The 19,118-nt window shown below is 55.6% G+C and carries 20 protein-coding genes; 11 read left to right on the top strand and 9 right to left on the bottom strand.

The genetic code is table 11. From position 1 onward, the window contains the following. The first annotated feature begins 41 nt into the window (after positions 1–41). The 4 genes from lspA to TURPA_RS19455 all read left to right on the top strand — a co-directional run bounded on the left by lspA (position 42) and on the right by TURPA_RS19455 (position 3,268). On the top strand, positions 42–572 hold the full coding sequence (gene lspA, locus TURPA_RS19440) for a signal peptidase II (RefSeq protein WP_014804977.1): 531 nt from the start codon (positions 42–44) through the stop codon (positions 570–572). Next, positions 573–1,844 (top strand): adenylosuccinate synthase, encoded by a 1,272-nt coding sequence (locus TURPA_RS19445; protein WP_014804978.1) that lies wholly within the window; start codon positions 573–575, stop codon positions 1,842–1,844. It begins immediately after the preceding gene. 61 nt (positions 1,845–1,905) lie between these two features. After that, on the top strand, positions 1,906–2,475 hold the full coding sequence (locus TURPA_RS19450) for a CDP-alcohol phosphatidyltransferase family protein (RefSeq protein WP_014804979.1): 570 nt from the start codon (positions 1,906–1,908) through the stop codon (positions 2,473–2,475). Further along, a complete protein-coding gene (locus tag TURPA_RS19455; RefSeq protein WP_014804980.1) occupies positions 2,462–3,268 on the top strand; it encodes a hypothetical protein in 807 nt (268 codons plus the stop codon). Before TURPA_RS19450 ends, TURPA_RS19455 begins: the two co-directional genes overlap by 14 nt. Here TURPA_RS19455 and TURPA_RS19460 read toward each other — a convergent pair. The 4 genes from TURPA_RS19460 to TURPA_RS19475 form a co-directional block, all read right to left on the bottom strand. Beyond that, entirely contained in the window at positions 3,189–4,517 is a 1,329-nt protein-coding gene (locus TURPA_RS19460) for a 4Fe-4S binding protein (protein ID WP_014804981.1), read from the bottom strand. The genes TURPA_RS19455 and TURPA_RS19460 overlap by 80 nt on opposite strands. A gap of 8 nt (positions 4,518–4,525) precedes the next feature. Next, entirely contained in the window at positions 4,526–5,887 is a 1,362-nt protein-coding gene (locus tag TURPA_RS19465; protein WP_014804982.1) for a cytochrome P450, read from the bottom strand. A gap of 113 nt (positions 5,888–6,000) precedes the next feature. Beyond that, positions 6,001–6,855, bottom strand: a complete 855-nt coding sequence (gene lpxC, locus TURPA_RS19470) for a UDP-3-O-acyl-N-acetylglucosamine deacetylase (protein ID WP_014804983.1) — start codon at positions 6,853–6,855, stop codon at positions 6,001–6,003. Further along, complete coding sequence (locus tag TURPA_RS19475) at positions 6,855–7,796, bottom strand: cation diffusion facilitator family transporter (protein ID WP_014804984.1); 942 nt, start codon at positions 7,794–7,796, stop codon at positions 6,855–6,857. Before TURPA_RS19475 ends, lpxC begins: the two co-directional genes overlap by 1 nt. Before the next feature lie 71 nt (positions 7,797–7,867). On the opposite strand from TURPA_RS19475, the gene TURPA_RS19480 reads away from it, so the two are divergent. Together TURPA_RS19480 and TURPA_RS19485 are read left to right on the top strand one after the other, a co-directional pair. Beyond that, positions 7,868–8,545 carry a class I SAM-dependent methyltransferase gene (locus TURPA_RS19480; RefSeq protein ID WP_014804985.1) on the top strand — a complete coding sequence of 226 codons (678 nt, stop codon included), beginning with the start codon at positions 7,868–7,870 and terminating at the stop codon, positions 8,543–8,545. A 1-nt stretch (position 8,546) separates the two neighbouring features. Next, entirely contained in the window at positions 8,547–8,813 is a 267-nt protein-coding gene (locus tag TURPA_RS19485; protein WP_014804986.1) for a DUF6171 family protein, read from the top strand. Positions 8,814–9,032: 219 nt separating this feature from the next. Here the strand turns inward: TURPA_RS19485 and TURPA_RS22340 are convergent, their stop codons facing one another. Beyond that, positions 9,033–9,716 (bottom strand): biotin--[acetyl-CoA-carboxylase] ligase, encoded by a 684-nt coding sequence (locus tag TURPA_RS22340; RefSeq protein WP_014804987.1) that lies wholly within the window; start codon positions 9,714–9,716, stop codon positions 9,033–9,035. Positions 9,717–9,719: 3 nt separating this feature from the next. Continuing rightward, entirely contained in the window at positions 9,720–10,064 is a 345-nt protein-coding gene (locus tag TURPA_RS19500) for a hypothetical protein (RefSeq protein ID WP_014804988.1), read from the bottom strand. 109 nt (positions 10,065–10,173) lie between these two features. On the opposite strand from TURPA_RS19500, the gene TURPA_RS22345 reads away from it, so the two are divergent. From TURPA_RS22345 to TURPA_RS19515, 3 genes are read left to right on the top strand one after another with little or no spacing between them, the layout of a single operon-like run. Beyond that, complete coding sequence (locus TURPA_RS22345) at positions 10,174–10,794, top strand: MotA/TolQ/ExbB proton channel family protein (RefSeq protein WP_014804989.1); 621 nt, start codon at positions 10,174–10,176, stop codon at positions 10,792–10,794. Position 10,795: 1 nt separating this feature from the next. Next, positions 10,796–11,194, top strand: a complete 399-nt coding sequence (locus TURPA_RS19510; RefSeq protein WP_014804990.1) for an ExbD/TolR family protein — start codon at positions 10,796–10,798, stop codon at positions 11,192–11,194. 7 nt (positions 11,195–11,201) lie between these two features. Then, positions 11,202–13,271, top strand: a complete 2,070-nt coding sequence (locus tag TURPA_RS19515) for a hypothetical protein (protein WP_014804991.1) — start codon at positions 11,202–11,204, stop codon at positions 13,269–13,271. A 32-nt stretch (positions 13,272–13,303) separates the two neighbouring features. Here TURPA_RS19515 and TURPA_RS19520 read toward each other — a convergent pair whose 3' ends face one another. The 3 genes from TURPA_RS19520 to TURPA_RS19530 are packed head-to-tail and all read right to left on the bottom strand — an operon-like array spanning position 13,304 to position 16,589. Beyond that, positions 13,304–14,143 carry a rhomboid family intramembrane serine protease gene (locus TURPA_RS19520; protein ID WP_014804992.1) on the bottom strand — a complete coding sequence of 280 codons (840 nt, stop codon included), beginning with the start codon at positions 14,141–14,143 and terminating at the stop codon, positions 13,304–13,306. Further along, a complete protein-coding gene (locus tag TURPA_RS19525; RefSeq protein WP_041948721.1) occupies positions 14,143–16,113 on the bottom strand; it encodes a putative glycoside hydrolase in 1,971 nt (656 codons plus the stop codon). Before TURPA_RS19525 ends, TURPA_RS19520 begins: the two co-directional genes overlap by 1 nt. 20 nt (positions 16,114–16,133) lie before the next feature. Beyond that, a complete protein-coding gene (locus TURPA_RS19530) occupies positions 16,134–16,589 on the bottom strand; it encodes a hypothetical protein (RefSeq protein WP_014804994.1) in 456 nt (151 codons plus the stop codon). A 75-nt stretch (positions 16,590–16,664) separates the two neighbouring features. On the opposite strand from TURPA_RS19530, the gene TURPA_RS19535 reads away from it, so the two are divergent. Together TURPA_RS19535 and aroB are read left to right on the top strand one after the other, a co-directional pair. Beyond that, positions 16,665–17,987 carry an aspartate aminotransferase family protein gene (locus TURPA_RS19535; RefSeq protein WP_014804995.1) on the top strand — a complete coding sequence of 441 codons (1,323 nt, stop codon included), beginning with the start codon at positions 16,665–16,667 and terminating at the stop codon, positions 17,985–17,987. 2 nt (positions 17,988–17,989) lie between these two features. Further along, the gene (aroB, locus tag TURPA_RS19540) at positions 17,990–19,114 is read left to right on the top strand and encodes a 3-dehydroquinate synthase (RefSeq protein WP_014804996.1); all 1,125 of its coding nucleotides are present in this window, start codon (positions 17,990–17,992) and stop codon (positions 19,112–19,114) included. Positions 19,115–19,118: the final 4 nt, after the last annotated feature.

Here is a 19,118-nt window from a genome sequence, read left to right on the forward strand (position 1 = left end):
TTTAGGCTTGTAGCGATGTTTCGGGGGCCAAAGCTGCCTCGATGTCAAGTTGGCGCACCAAATTTACCCCCGCATTTTTTGCCGTGCTTGTTCCGGTCTACGTCTCTGACCTGTTTTCAAAACTGTGGATTCTGAAACGTTTCACCACAGAAGGTGAAAGCGAGCAGATATTGGGTAACTTTCTGCACTTTACCCTCACCTATAACCGAGGCGGCGTTTTCGGCCTCGCGCAGGGTTATGCCTGGGTGTTCCAGATTCTGACGGGTTTCGCAATCCTCTTTTTGCTTTATTACTATTACCGCAGCCCTGAAAACTCGAAGGTATTTTCATTGGCGATCGCCGCGATTCTGGGAGGCGCGCTCGGCAATTTTACCGACCGTTTTTATGGCAGCATTCCCGGCGTTGTCGACTTTATCGATCTGCGGTTCGGTTCGTTTCGCTGGTTCGTGTTTAATATCGCCGACGCGTTTATCTGCGTGGGCGCAAGTCTGCTCGCCATTTCGTTTTACCAGTTTGAAAAAGCCGAAAAAGCCTCAGCTGCTGCTGCGGCCGAGGGCGAGAACAAGGTCTAGATGCCAGCAACACTGATCGTCGGTACGCAATGGGGTGACGAGGGCAAGGCCAAAGTCATCGACTATCTTTCGAAAGAAACCGACATCGTCGTGCGCTACCAGGGTGGCGCCAATGCGGGCCACACCGTCAAGGTGGGCGAAGACAAGTATATATTTCGCCTGATACCAAGCGGCATTCTATACCCGCGTACGATCTGCGTGCTCGGCGGCGGCATGGTCATCGACCCCGATGCGATGTTTCAAGAGATCGCCGAGCTCGAAGCCAAAGGGGTGAACCCGGCAGGCAGGCTGCGCATCGCAGACAACGCGCACCTCTTAATGCCCTACCACAAAGAAATCGACGTGCGCAGCGAAGAGGCATCGGGCGAACACAAGATCGGCACCACCAAGCGAGGCATCGGTGCCTGTTATTCTGACAAGGTCAACCGTCAGGGCATTCGCATCGGCATGCTCTACAGCGACAGCTTCTTCGATTCGACACTACCCCGCCTCGTCGAACAAAAGAACAAACTGCTGACACGCATGTACGAGGCCCCCGCGATGGACCTCGGCGAGATGCGCGAGAAACTTCTGGCGCTGCGCGAGAAGCTGCGCGACATGGTAGTCAACTGTCCTTATTATCTCAATATGGAACTGGCATCGGGCAAACGTGTGCTGCTCGAAGGCGCGCAGGGTACGATGCTCGACCTCGACTTCGGCACTTACCCCTATGTCACGAGTTCAAACCCCACGACCGGTGGCGCGCTGAGCGGCAGCGGCGTGTCGTTTCGTTATCTGAAGAGTGTTATCGGCATCGTGAAGGCATACTCAACCCGCGTCGGCGAAGGCCCTTACCCGACTGAAATTCTCGGTGAAGAGGGCGATCTGCTGCGAAAGGCCGGCCACGAGTTCGGCAGCGTTACCGGCAGACCGCGGCGCTGCGGCTGGTTCGACGTTGAAGTCGTTCGCCACGCAGCGCGCATCAACGGCCTTTCGGCGCTCGCGCTGACGAAAATCGACGTGCTCGATGAATTCAAGACAATCAAGGTCGCGACAGGCTACGAGCTCGACGGCAAGCGCATTGATTATTTTCCCTCTTGCAGGGTCAGCGATATCAAGGTGATCTACGAAGAGTTTCCGGGTTGGCAAGAACCCACTTCGCATATCACGAAGCTCAAGAACCTGCCCAAGAATGCACGCCGTTACATTGACGCACTCGCAAAATATTGTGGAGTTCCGATTGCCTGGGTTTCAGTCGGCCCCGGTCGCGATAACACAATCGCGATAAAATGAGCGAGGTGACCGAAGGCACACGAGGTGCCGCGGTCAGGCGCGGCCACGGAGGGCCCTGCGCATGACGGTCAGGGAACTCTTCACCTACCGCATTCTGACCATCTCAAACCTACTGTCGCTTTCACGCGTGCTCGGTATTCCCGCGCTGTGGTATATTCTGGCACATCCGCACGGCATTGAACGCATCAGGCTGTATACGGGGTTGACGCTATTTTTTATGACGCTCACCGATTTTCTCGACGGCTACCTTGCGCGTAAACTCGGGCAAGAAACCCCGCTCGGGCAGTACCTCGACCCAATCGCCGATAAGATCGTCATTCTGTCAGGCTTGTCATTGCTCGTGTACTACCGCGACTTTCCCCTTTGGGTGACGATTGTGGTTGCGGTGCGCGAAATCGTTGGCACCATCGGCGGCGGCTACCTGCTCATCAAGCGCAATGTCTTGGGTAAACCCAACTATTGGGGCAAGTTCGGCGTCGGCATGATATCGCTTTCGGGTTTATTTTATCTTTTTAGCTGGCCTTACCGCGAATGGACGATACCCCCGCTGATGTTCGTGTTTGCGGGCGGTATTTTCGCCTACACAAAGACCTACGGACGCACGATATTAAAAGGTAGTGCGGCGCATTAGTTTCATCACGCTGTTGTTGGCAGCGGGCCCGTTGCAGCTCGCGTTTTTTGCCGTGCATGTTGTCATCACGCAGAAGTTCACAGCCGCCCAGGCACTCAGAGAATCGCTGCCGGTGCTCTATCTTGCTGTGACCTATTTGCAGTGGCTCGGCGTCGCTTTCTTTATTTCACTCAGCACCGGGCGGCGCGTACCGCTGCTGATGCACCTGCCCCACCTCTTGAGCTTCTTACCGCTTATCCGCCATATTATGCTGGCGGCAGACCGCATGCCGAGTGATGCGATGAGCCTCAGTCTTGCCTGGGTGCACGCTGTTGTAACGCATATTTTTTCGCTGATTGCAACCTGGCTCTGGCAAATGAGGATCTCTGACGAATCGGTTTTGGCCGACCGTCGCCGCGAGCTTTTACCGATAGCCCTTTACACCATTTTGCTGATCACAACGATTCTCACCTATGCAGGTCTGGATTTCAGCTTTGAGGCAGGCACTTCGCCCTTTGCTCTGGGTCTTGTCTTGCTTCTGCTGCAGATTATGGTCACCGTGCTGCTGATCACGCGGCTGCGACACCGCACGGGGCCGATGGTCGTGATCGCTGCCGCAGCGTTTGCACTCGTCAATCTTGTGTTGCTCTTCGATCGCACACGCTCAAACCTGGGCGTCGAGATTGCGCTCGCTGCGACGAGCTTTACGCAGATTTTTTCGCTCTACGTTTTCTTCAACTATTTCCCAGGCGCAACACCCCGCGCGGGCACACCGACATACACAGACCACAACCGACGCACGAAGCACGTTTGATGTCTTCGCCGGCCATCGCATAACTTCGCACATCGATACCCATTTCACAGTTCGCAGAGCAGCTGCCGCAGGCGATGCATTGCCCGCCGTTCGTGGTAATTCTGAATTTCGAAAAGAATACCTGCAAAATACCGAGTATCGCTGCCTGCGGGCACCCAAACCGGCACCAGACACGCGTGCCCATCAGCGGATAAAAACCCGTGCCGATAACGCCCGCGAAACCTGCGCTGATAAAGAAGCCGTACCAGCGTTTCATCGAAAACACCCATTGGCCGAACTCATCGTCGACACCCCGAAATTCGTTGATGAAGATGAGCGCAGTCAAAACAACCGTGAGCGCGAGCACCGAATAGACAGTCACGCGCTCTACCGCCCATGCCCGCTCTGATTTGTCGCTGAGCTGCCTGAAAGGGTCGCCCATCGTGTTCGCAAGCGCTCCGCAGCCGCACACCCATGAGCAGTACCAGCGTTTTCCGAATAAATAGGTCAGCACAGGCACTGCCACAAATGACATCATAACAGCCCACAGCGCCATCGCACGGGGATAATCGCTAAAGGTCGACGGCAGAAAATAGTCGAGCTTCAGCGGCCAGAAGTAGCTGAAATAGAACTCCTTCGAATTAAAGTAGATGAGAAGCGAGGGCAATAAAAATGAAAGTACTGTCTGCACCGCCATCACCGACAGCGTGCGCATTTTTTGGTACTTGTCATGGCGCCAGCGGCGGTAGAAGCGAATGCCCATGAGCACGACGAGCGCGGTGTAGATAAATCCATACAAGAACCAGCGGTCGGCATCGCTGCGGCGTATCAGCTGCGAGAGCGGGTTCAGGTGTGCCGCCCAGCCTTCGATGACTGCAGAGACCGGTTGCGTTTTGAGGTTGCGCAGGCGGTCGACAAAAACGCGGTTCTCGGGCAAGAGGTATGCATGGTACGCGTTCTGCCCTTCGCCCTTCAGCGCGACACTTGCCATAACGTGCGCAATCTGGCTTTCGATTCCGTGCCGGGCCGCGAGGTTGCCCGAGCGTGCGGCATCGAGTTTTTTTGCGAGCGGGGCGAGAACGTTTTGCTGCTGCCGCGCGTAGACATACGCGTCCATGTCATACGACCAATAAAGAATCGCGTAGAAACTGATGAAGACCAGCGCGAGGCTCCAGCCGAGTATGCCTCGGCGGGTGAGACTTTGCCAGAAGTTCATGCCGAGCCGCTGGGCGAAATGGCTGATCGTAGGGTTGGTCGTGGCTGCCAGCATGTTATGACTCAGGCTATCGGTTCGAAGACAACAGGTAGCGCCTCTTTCAGGCGCGCGGTGAAAAGGTATTCTATTTTTGGCTCGTAACCTGCGACACGAGACAGGCGGTATTTTTGCAAGAGGGTATAGATCGCCGTCTGCATTTCGAGCATCGCAAACACGCTACCGATGCATTTGCGGGGGCCTGCTCCGAAAGGCATGAAGGCCTGTTTGACCGAAGGCTCGGCATTTTCACCCAAAAAGCGTTCGGGTTTAAACCTATCGGGCTCTGACCAATACCGGGGGTTGCGGTGCAGAGCAATGATGCCCGTCTGCAGCTGCGCACCTTTCTTGAGCAGGTAACCTTCAAACACCTCGTCTGCCTTTAGCCGGCGCCCGATAATCCAGGCGGCAGGGTAAAGGCGCAGCGTTTCGTTGACCACTGCCTCACTCAAAGGGCATTTTTCGAAGTCAACCTGGCCACCCGCCGTCGCCGCGTCTGCCTCATCGCGCAGCCGCTGCTGCAGACCGGCATCGGCGGCGAGCAGCCACAGCGCCATCGCGAGCGTAAACCCCGTCGTTTCGTGGCCGGCAATCAAGAGAGTGATGATCTCGTCGCGCACCTGTTCTTTGCGCACCTTGCCACCCTGGCTTTCTTTCTCGGCTGCGAGCAGCATACCGAGCAGATCGCGGTTTTCGCGCTGCGGCGATGCGAGGCGCTCATCGATGATACGGTACAATATCTGGTCGAGCTCAAAGCGGTGCCAGAAGAATCTCAAATTGCTCAGGCTTGGAAAATAAATCGGCAATTTGAACGGCATTTGTATGCGGCGGCTAATGAAGTTGTTACCGAACTCGACGGCCGCACGAATCGTTTTTTCATTTGCGGCAAAATCTGAACCAAACAGAAAGCGGCAGATATTCTCCAGTGCAATATGCATCGCGAGCCCTGAGACATCCGCCTGACCCTGAAGATGCTGAGCTGCATGCCGCCCCGTTTCGAGCATCGTCGCCATAAACGCATTCAGACGCGACTTCGTAAAAGCGGGTTGCACCATCGCGCGCTGCGCCTGCCAGAAGTCGCCTTCGCTGTTGAGAATGCCGTTGCCGAGAAAATGCGCCGCCTCAAGATAGGCATCTGCCTTTGCATAGTTACGCGGTTCGCTGACGAAGATCTTGCGAATCAGCGCAAGATTGTCGGTGATGTAAAAACTGCCGACACCAAAATCTGAGTAAACGAGATCGCCATATTTTTCATGCAGGCCCGAAAAGTATGCGTAGGGGTCGCGCACGATCTGCGGGTCGCCCTTGAGCAATTCGGCGGCGAGATCAAGCGGGGTGATTTTCGGGCCCGGTGGTATTTTGCCCGCCGCGATTGCTGTATCTGCCATGCGGTGAGGTCGTGCCCTGCCCGGCCTCGTAAAGTAGATATTGGAAAAATCCTGAAAGAGTCCTACGCGGCTGGGCCGCGCATGACTCTTTCAGTGCGCCTTCAAAAGGTTACTCAGCCGAAGGCCTGTACGAGCTTCTTGCCGAAGGCGACATCCAGCGCGTGGCCGCCGCGCGCGCCGAGCACATGCCCTTGAATGGGTCTGCCGATGAGAGCGAGGTCGCCGATGAGGTCGAGAATCTTATGGTACACCGATTCGCGCGCGAAGCGAAATTCGTTCATCGTCGTGCCGTCGGGCATATAGATTACCGCGTTGTCTGCGCTGCCGCCCTGCGCGAGGCCGCGCGACCGCAGATACTCGACGTCTTTCATAAAGCCAAAGGTACGGGCAAAACCAATCGTCTCGACGAAGGTTACGTCGTCGTATGCCAGTTGCACTGCCTGATTTTTTAACAGCGGGTGCGGATAGTCAATGTAATACGAAACCTGAAATGCCGGGGCAGGCATCGCCACCAAATACCTTTCACCATCGGTCACCGAAACCGGCCGCGTCACCACGAGAGGCTGCACTTTTTCTGCATAGTGGTGAAGTTCGAGTGCCTGCAGACAGCGAATAAACGGCCCGGCACTGCCATCGGCGATCGGTATCTCAGTGCCACCTTCGACTTCGATCGCGACATCGGTAATGCCGAGCACGAACAAAGCATAGAGCAGATGCTCTACAGTCTGCAGCTGCATTTGCCCCGGCGTGTCACCGCCGAGCGTGACGGCGAGCGAGGTATCGATCACATTTTCAAGCGATGCGCGCACTGCCGAACGGTCGTCGCGGCTACCGCCATGCCTGAAAAAGACAATGCCTTCGCCGCAGTCGGCAGGCAGAAAAGTCAGGCGGGTGATTTCACCCGAATGCAGGCCGACACCTTCGTAGACGCCGGGCTGTTTCACTGTGGTGCGAAATGGTTTGGGCATTATCTGCGCCGCCGCGGCCTCACCGCACCCTGTTTCTCTTTTGTCGAAATATCGGGTTCGAAAAAGATGAAACGCACCGCGGCAAATTCGAGGCGAATCGCCTTCTCTACCGCATTTATTTCTGCGACCAGTTTTTCTGCCGAAGCCGGCCATTTACGAAAGCGCACCTTGAGCGCGAGCACAATGTCGTGCCCGTGGTGCTGCGTGATCAGGTTCAGAATTTCAAGCTGAGGGTACCTCGTAGCAATAAACAGGCGAAAGGCGGATTTAAAATCGTCATCGGCGCTCTCGCCGATGATGAGGCTCTTGATCTCGAGCGTAATCAGCACGGCGATAAAGATGAGCAAGAAACCAATCACAATGCTGCCGATCGCGTCGAAAATGGGTTTCTGCGTCAGGTACGCGAGTAACACGAAGACCAAAGCAATGACAAGACCCAAAAGTGCTGCAATATCTTCGCCGATGACGACCATAAGCTCACTCTGGCGGGTTTCGCGAAACCAGCGGTAGAGCGAGCGGTTTGCCCGCGAAGGCCTGATCTCTTTGAGCGCCCCGAAAAGCGACATCGTTTCGAGCACGACGCCGACCGACAAAACTGCAATCGCGACCCAGGGGTATTGCAGCGGCTGCGGCGCCGCAAGTTTGTGAATGCCCTCGTACGCCGAGAAGACGCCGCCGACTGAAAAAAGCAGCAGCGCAACCATAAACGACCAAAAATACGAAACTTTACCATAGCCGAGGGGGTGCAGCTCACTCGCCGGGGCCTGCGCCTTTTTCATGCCGATGAGCAGCAGAATCTGGTTGCCGCAGTCGGCAAACGAGTGAATCGCCTCGGCGGTCATCGAGGTCGAGGCAGTCACTATCGCCGCGGCTGTTTTTGTGACCGCAATGCCGGTGTTGGCTGCGAGCGCGTAATAGATTGCTTTGGTGCCTGATGCCATAGAGAGCTTACCCGCGAAAATAAAAATCTGAATGACATCGCGGCAACGATTTATGTGGAGTCGGTGAAAACATGCGCGCATACCTGCCCACCCTCGGTCTGCTTACAATGCTCTTGTGCGTCAATTGCCAGAAACCGGCTGAGACCACGCCGACGCCCGACAAAGCCGCACTCGAAGCCGAACGTATCGCTGCGATTCTCGAATCGCCCGACCGGCAAAGCTGGCAAATGCCAGAAAAGGTCATCGAAGAGCTCAAGCTCAAAAATGGCGACGTCGTGGCAGATATCGGTGCGGGTACGGGCTATTTTGCCCGCCGCATTGCTGAGAAAGTCGCACCCAAAGGGCAGTCGATCGGCTTTGATATCAACCCGGCGATGGTCGACTACATGCAGCGCGATGCAGCGACGCGCGAAATGAAACAGAACTATCGCGCCGAGCTGATACAGTCACGCAACCCGGTTTTACAGAAAGATTACTATGACCTCATCTTCTTTTGCAACACGTACCAGCACATCGAGAACCGGGTTGCCTACTTCAAGACGCTCTCGCAGAGCCTCAAGCGTAAGGGACGCATTGTCATTATCGATTTTTCAAAACTCGAAAAGGCCGACGAAGAATCGGGCGAGGTTCCGGCGAATCTGGTCGATAAGAATACTGTGAAACGGGAATTCAAAAAAGCGGGTTTTCGCCTGAAACGCGACCTGACCTTCTTGCCATCGCAGTTCTTTCTCGAATTCACCCGAGGCTGAAATGCTGAATATGGTGACCCGGCTCTTAAGGGCCAAACCCAATACAACCTGCGGCGACTGCGCGGCGCGTGAAAAGTATACTTTGCTCAACGCTGCAGTCGACACCTTGCGCGGCGAGTATGCCACCGACGCGGTGCGCGAAGAACGTATGGCGGTCTGCAAAAGCTGCGAATACCTGGCGCTTGGTTCAAACTGTAAACTCTGTGGCTGCTTTGTGCACCTGAAAACCCGCTATGCGGCTGCCTCGTGCGATATCAACCGCTGGTAGCCCGGTGACCAGGCGGGAACTCGCCAAGCCGGAAATAGAGCGATTTTTCTCTGAAATTTTTGGCGCACTTTCGCTCAAGAGCGAAAAATCGGCGCAAATTCTGGCGGCTTCGCCACTTGCAGAGCGAATCGGCCCCGATTCGCGGGGGAATTTGCGTCGATTCGCGCCAAAAATTTCAGAGAAAAATTGCGCCCGCGAGTTCACGCCTGGTCACCCAGGCTAAGGCGCCATGTCGAGCGCCACCGGCCCTTCGGGCGACAGACACAGCGCCCGACCGTCGGGCAGCAAAGTCTGAAACTGCAACAGCTCTTCTGATATTTCGCTGCGTTTAATAAAGGGCCACGCGACGCTGTTGTAGCGCGCGATAAAATCGGCATCGAGATTCGGCACGCCACCAGAAAATGCCGTGCGCACCGCTTTCCAGAGCTGCAACCAGAGTTTTTGCACCCTCAACGGGTGGCCCGCCGCGAGCGCGAGCGAGTTAGCCGTGCCGGCGATCTCGCGGGGAAAATCCTCACTATTGACATTGACGCCAATACCGACAACGACGCGATGAGGATCTTCAGAGTTCTGCGAGATGAGCACGCCCGCGAGTTTTTTACCCTGCGCCACGATATCGTTCGGCCAGCGCAGGTTAACCTGCGCGTAGAATGACAGAGCGTTCTGCAGCGCCAGGCCAACACCCGCCGAGATCGCCCCCGGATCAACTTTTGCCACGGGCACAATCATCGAAAACGCGAGATTTGTATCTGCACTACCTGAAAACCAGCTACGCGTGAGTCTGCCACGGCCTGCGGTCTGCACCTTCGCCCTGACGGTGTGCCACGGGTCAAGGTGGGTAATACGCTCGATCAGCCAGCGATTGGTCGAATCAACCTCGGCAAGCGTGGTAAAGAGCCGCACGCGTCAGTCGGCGAGGTCTTGCTTTTCCCACAGCAGGTAGCGTGCGAAGAAATAATAGAACAGCAGCGGAAACAGCACCACAAGAAACGAATGATCGGTGGCCCAGACGTAAACCGATACGGTAACGCAGGTCACGAGATAGAATACGACAAATGCGGCGAACCATGCGCTGTAAGTCTTGTTAAAATTTGCGGCGATGCCACCGAGTGACACCAGTTTCACCAAACCCCGCCATGCCAGATCTTTGGGTTTTTTGCGGTGCAATTGCCATGAGAGGTAGACAAAGGCCGCGAGCGCCAGCGCATTAACGGCAAGACAGAATATTTTGAGGTAAGAAACGGGTTCCATCGCTCGGCAGATTTGCGCCGCGAAATGTCACGCAAAGCCTATTTAATAAGGGTGAACTTCAGCCCACAAATTACTTTGACAGGCCATTTTCGAAATCGAGTCTGCAAGCATGACCAATTTCAACACGTATCTGGCGCAGGGTATCGGCTCTCTGCCCAGCTCGCTCGTGTCAGTGATACTCATTCTGATATCGATTCTGACCGTGACTGTCGCGCTCGAACGCGGCTACATTCTTTTTCGGGCGAATATCACACTCGACCCCGAACAAGGCCGAGAACTCATTCGCCTCATCACCGCGAAAAAGTACGATGCAGCACTGGAATTCTGCAGCGGTAAGCTGCATCCCGGCTACCGGGCGGTTGCGCGCGTCATCGAAGGTCGCCAGATTCACCCCGACCTGTTAAGCTTCGCGCGCGAAGTTATTTTTGAAGAACAGGCAGGCCTCGAGCGATTCACCTCTTTTCTGGGCACGACGACCACCCTCGCCCCCATGCTCGGCCTGTTGGGCACGGTCACAGGTATGATCAAGGCATTCAGCGCCTTTGCGCGTGCGGCACAAAGGGCAGACCAACTGACCATCGGTATTCACGAAGCGCTGATTACCACGACGCTGGGTCTTATGATCGCAATACCTGCGCTGGTGATGTTCAACTACTATGTCAAACGCACCAACCAGCTGATGGACGAATGCGAAATGCTCGTCGAGCGCGCGGTCAAAGAACTCAACTAGCATGGTACGCTCGCGCACGCGGCTGAGTCTCAGAACGGGTATTGAGCTCGCCCCCTTTGTCGATATTCTGTTTTTGCTCGTCACCTACTTTCTCATGAACGCGACGCTCGCCAACAACCCGGCGATCAAGATCGAGCTGCCCAAATCTGACTCATCGCAAGCGGCAGAAACGCAGCCCCTGATCGTGCTCATCAATCAGGATAACCAGATTTTCGTGAACGACAAGAATGTGCCGCTCAAAGAACTCGGCAAAACAGTGAACGACCTGATCAAAGACAAAGAAAAAGATCAGGTCATTATCCGCGGCGATAAACGTTCGTCGTACCAGATGATCATTTCAGTGATGGACGAGCTCAACAAATCGGGCGTCACCCGCTTCAACCTCGCGACTGACCGCTGACCGGCGCATGGCAGGTCGCGCGTTCAAGATCGATCGCCGTGAAACCACATTCAGGCTTGCGGCCTTGTTTTGGGGCTTTGCCTTCATACACACGCTGCGCTGGTTGCTCGATACGTTTTTCCCGTTCTACCGCACCTATTTCGCCTTGTCGCAGTTTGCTTTGGTACTGTTCATCATCGCATTCACCGCTACCGCGCTTTACGCCCAGACAAAGAACCGGGTTCGCTCTTATCTGATTACGCTACTGATCGTCGTTGCGACAGGCACAGGTTTTGTATTTGCATTCAGAGAAATCGGCAATGAAGCTGCGTACCTGCTCTTGCCGGTGCCGCTCAGCATTCTCGCGATCGTATTGTGGTATGAACTCTCGCGCCACCTGCTCGTTTTTCAGCCCGCCAAAATTTTCGTGCTGGCGGGCGCCGCTGCAGCTCTGCTCGCGCCCAAAGTCGCTGAAGCACCGTGGCTCGCCCCGGCAGTTGCAGGCTGTGCGATACTGATTTCGCGCCTGCAGGTCGCACGCGGATGGGAGATTCAGCACGAACGGCTTCTGAACCTCAGGCAGCTCATCGACTTCTTGCGCTATTTGTTTCTGGCGCAGGCGTTTCATGCGACGCTCGGCCAGAACCGCCCCAACCTGCCGCTCGTTCTCGCGATCACTCTGGCGGGCATATCGGTGCCGCAACTGATTCGACTGCTCGGCACCGTGAGACCCCACATACAGAGTGGGCTGCTCTTTCTACCCCTGATATTCACGGGCCTCGCGGCGATCTTTAACCTCATTCACTATAATTTTTGGGGAGCTATCGCGTACACGTCTCTCGCGATCTGGGAAAGCCTCTACTTCGCAAAAGCGCATGAAGTTTATCTGCGCCGTGAAAAGCTGCTCGCGGGCGCCGCGCTGGGTGCGGCGTTCATCGCCTACTACATCGCGACAGAATGGCTGCAAATTCTATCGGGTCTGCTCGTCATTCTCGTACTCACCGGTATCACAATCTATGTGGCAAAGGCATGGCGCAAGACGATTACTGCGCTTTTCGCGGTTGCGGCAGCAGCGTGGATGCTCTCGGTGCAGTGGAAATATTCCAATTCGGTCACCCGCGATTTTTTTAAACCCCAGTCGCTGCGCCTGAAACAGCCGCAGCTGCCCGACACTGGCCTTCTGATGACGATACTCGGTGTGCAGAAAAGCACCGGGCAGGCAATCTATACGAATATGCTGCCCGATGAGCTGCTCGGCGATTCGGTCTGGCAGGGGCAGAATATTTACACTCTCGATCTGAACCCGGCCACGATAGTTCTGCGGCTCGGATATGCCTGCTATGTGAAACAAAGGCCGAATTCGTACATTTTTGACGAGCAGAGCCTCGGCATTTATGGTGAATCGCAGGCGCTCATCGCGCTGCAAAAGCTGATGCAATTTCTGCCGACCTGTGAGCTCTACCTTGCCGACAAGTCACAATTGAGGGCGGTGCGTAACCTTTCGCAGTTCATGCAGACAGACCCGCGCCTGCTGCAGAATATCACAGCCGACGATGCAGCAAAACTTCTGAGCCTTGCCCGGGCGGTTAAACGCAAAGACATGATGGCAGAGGCGCAGCAGCTCTACGAAGAAGTTTACCGGTTCTATAAAGACGACGCGACATTTCTGCGCGAGCTCTCTTCCCTTGCAGCCGCACGGGGTCTTGTCGACCGGCAGATCGAAACTCTCAACAGTATTATCGCGCTCAAGCAAGGCAACACGGCGTACGATAAGAAACTGCTGATGGAACTCTATGCGCTTAAGCGTGATGCCAAACGCAGCGCTGCACTGGCGTATGAAATTCTGGCTGACGGGGCCGAATCGCCGCTGGCGATTTTTTCATTCTTGCAAAAGCTGTTTTCTGAACCTTTCAACCGTACTGAAATGCAGTCGCTGTTTCAAAAGCTCGCGCAATACCAGCCGAAAACCGACTTCGAAGTGATCAAGTTCTCTGGTTTGAAGCGTGCCATCGAAGACCAGCTGAAACAAAACCCGACCTACGATCGCAAATTTCACGATGAAAATCATCGCCAGGAATTCATATCATTTCCCGAATAGTCGTTGGTATCTGGAGTGGCCTGAACACGCGCTCAGTGCCGCGTGCGGTTCATGCGGTCTGAAGCATCGCGTAGAAATTTCTTTTCGGCATTGGTGAGGCTTTTCATGCCATCGCGCGAAATCTTGTCGAGAATTGCGTCGATGCGCGCTTCGTGAATGGCAGGCTCACCAGTCTTGCCGGCGGCGGCATCGCCCGAGCCCTGAATGTGCACTGTCTTGGGCCTAAACCGTGCCGCGAGGCTGTCGAAGACCTTGCCGAGTCGCGAAGGCTCGCCCCCCGTTAAGAGCAGCAAGGTACCTGCCGCGAGCAGCCCCCCTAAATGCCCCGCAGCCGAGAGCACGAAGGGCGCCGAAGAAACGGCATACGAAAGCGCGATGACACCGGTGATCAGCGCCACAAATTTCATGCGCACGGGAAACAAAAAGAAGAACCACACCTGGCGTTCAGGCCAGTAAATTGCGTAAGCGATGAGTAACCCAAGATTCACGCCTGCAGCCGAGAAAAATACATCGCCGCGCATCGCGGGAAATGCAGCGCTGAGCGCGAGAAACGAAAGGGTCGCGCCGAGTGCACAGATAAGGTAGAAGCGCAAGAAGCCGCTTCGGCCCCAGCGCTGCTCGAGCTCTGAACCGAACATCCAGAGGGTGAGGCAGTTAAAAAGCAGCTGCAGCGGGTTTGTGTGCACTAGGGTCGCAGTCAATATCTGCCAGACAAAACCCTGTTCAAATACGCCGTTAAAGCTCAGCGCGAAAGTGGCTGCGATGCCGCTTTTCTGCAAGAGCGCCGATTCCAGAATGATCGCCACGCACAGCGCTATCTGCATGTAAAGCAGGCGAAGTACCGCCCAGGTCGCTTTGGGTGCTGAATACATTATTCTTTCTGTGTCTGCCGCACGAGCTGCATATGTTCAAACTTGCCCCAGAACATGAAGCCGTCGCCCCCGCCATCGGCGCTGCCTTTGATCTGGTCGGCGAAATACTTCTTGCCATAGCCCCAGAGCGAGTTCTTCATGGGAAACGCCTGAATCCAGGGGCGCATGACAAATTCACCCTGGGCATAATAGACGCCGCGCGATAAGGCAAGCAACAATAACCGGTAAGCCCGTTCGCCCTGCGGATATTCGCGCATGTATTCATCACCGAAATGCGAACTGTAGTGCATCGGCGAAATCACGTCGAGCACCCGTCCATAAACTTCGAGGTCTTGCCCGATCGCGCCCGGTACGCGGTACATGCCATTGTAACCATAGATATCCGCACCGATTGGCAGATGCGTCGCGCCGCGCACCCCGACCAGAAAGTTTTCGAGCGCTTCAGATGCATAGTAGTCGGTGGTTTTGTGCGAATAACGGCAGCGTCCCACGGCACCGTCAGAAGGAAAGCGAATATAGTCGAGCTGAATCTCATCGACCCCGCGTTCTGTGAGTTCTTTGACGAGCGGCACGTAATATTCGCTAAGCAGATTTGGGTTATAGGGGTCTATCCACCTTTCGCCGGGTACGCCAATCCACTTGCCGCCGCCGGCATCGCGTATCGCATAACCTTCACGCTCAAAGAGTTTCGGGTCTTTAAAGATGACGAGGCGCACGACGACGCGCTTGCCGACCGCGTGTACTTTCTGCACGACGTCGGTAAGTTTATACAGGGGCCGCACTGCCCCGATCGCTTTGGCGACGGGCACTTCAGAATCGTAGCGCAAGATGCCGTTGTCGTCTTTGACGTCGATGACGAGACCTGTCCAGAAATCGGTCTGCAATTCTTTGATGACAGCAGCCTGCCGCTTGTTCCAGTTAAAACCCGAGGTGTAGAGCAGGCGCTGGTTCGCTGCATTCTGCATACGCGCTTTTTTTTCAGACGTGAGAAACGAGCGGTGCGCGCGGTAGGTCACGAGGTTGCCGTCGCCCGCAACGAAGGCATAAGCGCCATAAGAAGCCACATCAGAGACGATCGCTGTGTGCGGCGAAAAGCTCCATTGCGGATTCAGGAGCGAGCCCGACCAGATACCCCTGCGGCATGAGAGAACGGCATTGTCTTCTGAAACTGCACTGAGCGAAGTACATTCGTCGAAGTTTTCATCAAGCTTTTCGACGTTGATCTTCTGAAAACGCTTTTCACCCGGCCTGCGCCGGTAGAGCGCCGGTCTTGGCCCGGTTGCGACAAGCAGGTCACCTGCCGGCGTTTCATAGATCGCCTGAATCTCTTCGTAAAGAAAATGCGACTTGTCGTGTGGGCGACCGGGTAACCCGGCATTCGAACTTGCAAATTTGAGCGCCAGCGGCTTCTTGCCCTGCAGCGCCACAGTGACGGCCGCTTCGGTCAGAGGCGCAATTTCGAGCCCATTCACAGAAGTGCCGAGATAGAGGTTCGCTTTGCCGCGGTGAATCGCCGTGAAAATAACCGCCCGTCTGAGATTGATCTTCACGAGTTGCCAGGCGGGTGTGGCCGCGTCAGTTCGCAGCAGCACTTCGTGCTTGTGCGTTAAGAATTGTGCACGGTTATCAAAGGCATACACGCGTCGCTGGTTCGCCGCATCAAGCGCCATGGGTACTTTCTGCACACTTTGCTGTACCCAGTTCTTGCCGCCATCGGCAGATTCGAGCACCCCACGGTTAGACGTGCCGATGAGTAGCCGGCTGCCATAGGCGGCGGTCGCCGTGACGTAAGTATCTGCCGCAAAGCCGGATGTGTCAGCGCGACCACTGCGCGAAAGACCTGCATCGCGCACGCGAAAGTCATGCTCGACGGCAAATCCCGAAGCGGGTTTAGCAAGCGGCGCGGCCGTCGCAGCTGAACACGAAAGAACCAGAGAAATGAGTGGAGCCAAAGACCGAAACATTTTCATGGAGAAACTGAAACCAGGTCTCATGTTTTCTTGCCGAGGGCAATCCACACGAGCTTAAGGCCGATGATGAGAAAAAGCGGCAGGTAAATGAATGCCACGAGTGGGTTATAGTCGACCGTGAGGTGCCTGCCGATGAGCGCGAGAAAGCCCAGATAAAAAACGAGACCGATGGCCGCGACGTAACGGGTAATTTTTTCGCGTGTCGCGGGCGCGAACAGGCCGTTCAGCACTTCAATTTTAAGCGCCTCACCGCGCGAGAGGGCAATCGAGCCGCCAAGCAGCGCAGCGACGAGCATCAGATGCGAGGGATACTGTGACAGCGAGTCGACGAGCGATACCGACCACGAAGTTGCGCTGAAAAGCCGCAGCAAGATCACGGTCAGCGAGCAGGCGATGAGCAGAACGACCGCGACACCCGCAACGGCGAGCTCGGCGCGGCGAAATATGGGCATGGTGGAAAGCGGCTGATCAGCCATGCGGCTAAACGACCCTCAGACTTAACGCGTCAAATAAACAATTTGCGGGGTGAGTCGAACACGCAAAGAGGCGGCATGGGTGAAGAGTTCAAAACAGCAGAATCAGCGCGCGAGTTTGTCGGTTTGCCCGACATGAATGCGCTTGCTCCGGCGCATGAACCACGCCAGCGCAATGCCTTTGACCCCGCAGAACGCCTGACCCTCAAAGAAATTCGCGAGCTCGATGAAAAATACGTGCTGCAAACCTATGCCCGTATGCCGGTCGCTTTTCAATACGGTGCCGGCGACCACCTCTACGATACAGAGGGCAAAGAATACATCGATTTTTTGAGCGGCATCGCCGTGACAGCTCTCGGCCACGCGCATTCAGATCTGATCGCCGCGCTCAATCAGCAGGCAGAAATGCTGTGGCATACTTCGAACCTCTTTTTTAACCAACAGCAGGCGCAGCTGGCGCGTGCACTTGTCGAGATCAATTTTCCCGGCAAGGTGTTTTTCTGCAATTCGGGTACCGAAGCAAACGAGGCGGCGCTGAAATTTATGCGCGCTTACGGCCAGACCAAATCACCCGCGCGCCAGAAAGTTGTGGCAGTCAAAGATGGCTTTCATGGCCGCACGTTCGGTGCTTTGTCGATCACGGGACAAGACAAGATTCAGAAAGGTTTTGGTGAAATTCTCGGCCACATCGAGTTTGTCGCCGCCGACGACATCGCAGGCCTTTCGGCGGCCATTGATTCAAACACCTGCGGAGTGATCTTCGAGCCTGTTCAGGGCGAATCAGGGGTGATTCCGCTGTCGTCTGACTTTCTGAAAATTGCGCGCGCCCGCTGCAATGAAGAAGGCGCCCTGCTCTGCTTCGACGAAATTCAGATCGGCATGGGCCGCAGCGGCCACTATTTCGCGTACCAGCATTACGGCGTTCTGCCTGACATCGTGACTATGGCAAAAGGCCTCGGGGGCGGATTTCCCATTGGCGCGATGCTTGTCGCAGAAAAGCATGCTGCAGTCTTTGAAAAGGGCATGCACGGCACAACTTTTGGCGGCAACCACCTCGCGACGGCCGTCGCTTACGAAGTGATTCGCACGATCGAAGCCGAAAAGATTCTTGACCACGTTAAGGCATCTGCGCGATACCTGACGAGCGCTTTGAACAAGCTCAAAGAAAAATACCCTGATAAAATCACCGAGGTTCGCGGGCTCGGCCTCTTGATTGGCATTGTGTTTGTCGACTCGATCGAAGCACGCCCACTGATCGAGAAAGCGCTGCAGCTCGGCCTCATCGTCGGCCGTGGCGGCAACTCGGTGCTGCGCCTCGCGCCGCCACTCAACGTACGCAAAACAACGATGGATGCGGCAGTTGAAAAACTCGACCAGCTCGTCGCGGGTATTCAACTTTAAGCGTGAAGCTGCCTGGCAAGATTGAAGTTCCGGTTGCGGGGCACAGGTATTGGGTCACATATCTCGACACCATTGCGGCTCTGCGGCCGGCAGCGCATTCTGAACGCCGGCAATTTGCCTTAATCGACAGCACGGTAGACCGCCTGCACGGCAAGGCTTTTCGCAGCGCCCTGAAGGGAGTGCCGTTCATCGTCATTGCATCGGGTGAAAAGAGCAAAAGTTTTTCTGCGCTCGAGGCGATTGCCGATAAGCTCATTAAGCTGGGCGCCAACCGGTCGTCAGAACTTATCGCAATCGGTGGGGGTATGGTCGGCGATCTCACCGGTTTCCTGGCGGGTGTGTTCATGAGGGGCGTGCCTTTCGTGCAGATACCCACGACCCTCTTGGCGATGGTCGATTCATCAGTCGGCGGCAAAACGGCGGTAAACCTGAAATCAGGCAAGAACCTCGTGGGAGTCTTTCACCAGCCTCGCGCCGTATATATTGTTCCCTCTGTTCTGCATTCACTACCCCCGCGCGAACTCAAATGTGGGCTTGCCGAGGCGATCAAAACCGCGCTCATCAGCGAAGAAGATTTTGTCACCGAGCTTGAGCGCCATGATTTTGCGCTCGCTGCGAATTCGACAGAACTCAAAGCGATGGTTTCGGCGGCGTGCATCACCGTTAAAGCGGCAATCGTCGTGCAAGACGAGCGCGAACAGTCGATTCGCGCTTTTCTGAATTTCGGCCACACCCTCGCGCACGCCCTCGAAGCGCACGCTGGCTACAAAGGTATTCTGCACGGTGAGGCGGTCGCGATTGGTATGCGGTTTGCGGCCATGGTATCGCGACGCCTGGGCTATCTGTCTTCTGCCGATGAGCAGCGTATCGCAAGCCTGCTCGCGCGCTATGAATTGCCGGCAACTTTGGGCGAATTTCAGCGATTGACAAAGCTCAAAGGTCTGCCGCAGCCCAAGAAGCTCATTGAACTCATGCGGGCCGACAAGAAAAATAAGGGTAACGCAATCCGTTTTGTGCTGTTGAATGCCCCCGGCGAGGCGCGCCTGCCCGAACCCGTGAGCGAAAAAGAACTGCTTGCGAGCCTGAAAGAATTTCAGGCGTTAGTTAATGATGGTCGGGGGCGATAATAGA

It is taken from the genome of Turneriella parva DSM 21527, from assembly GCF_000266885.1.
Classification (GTDB): domain Bacteria; phylum Spirochaetota; class Leptospiria; order Turneriellales; family Turneriellaceae; genus Turneriella; species Turneriella parva.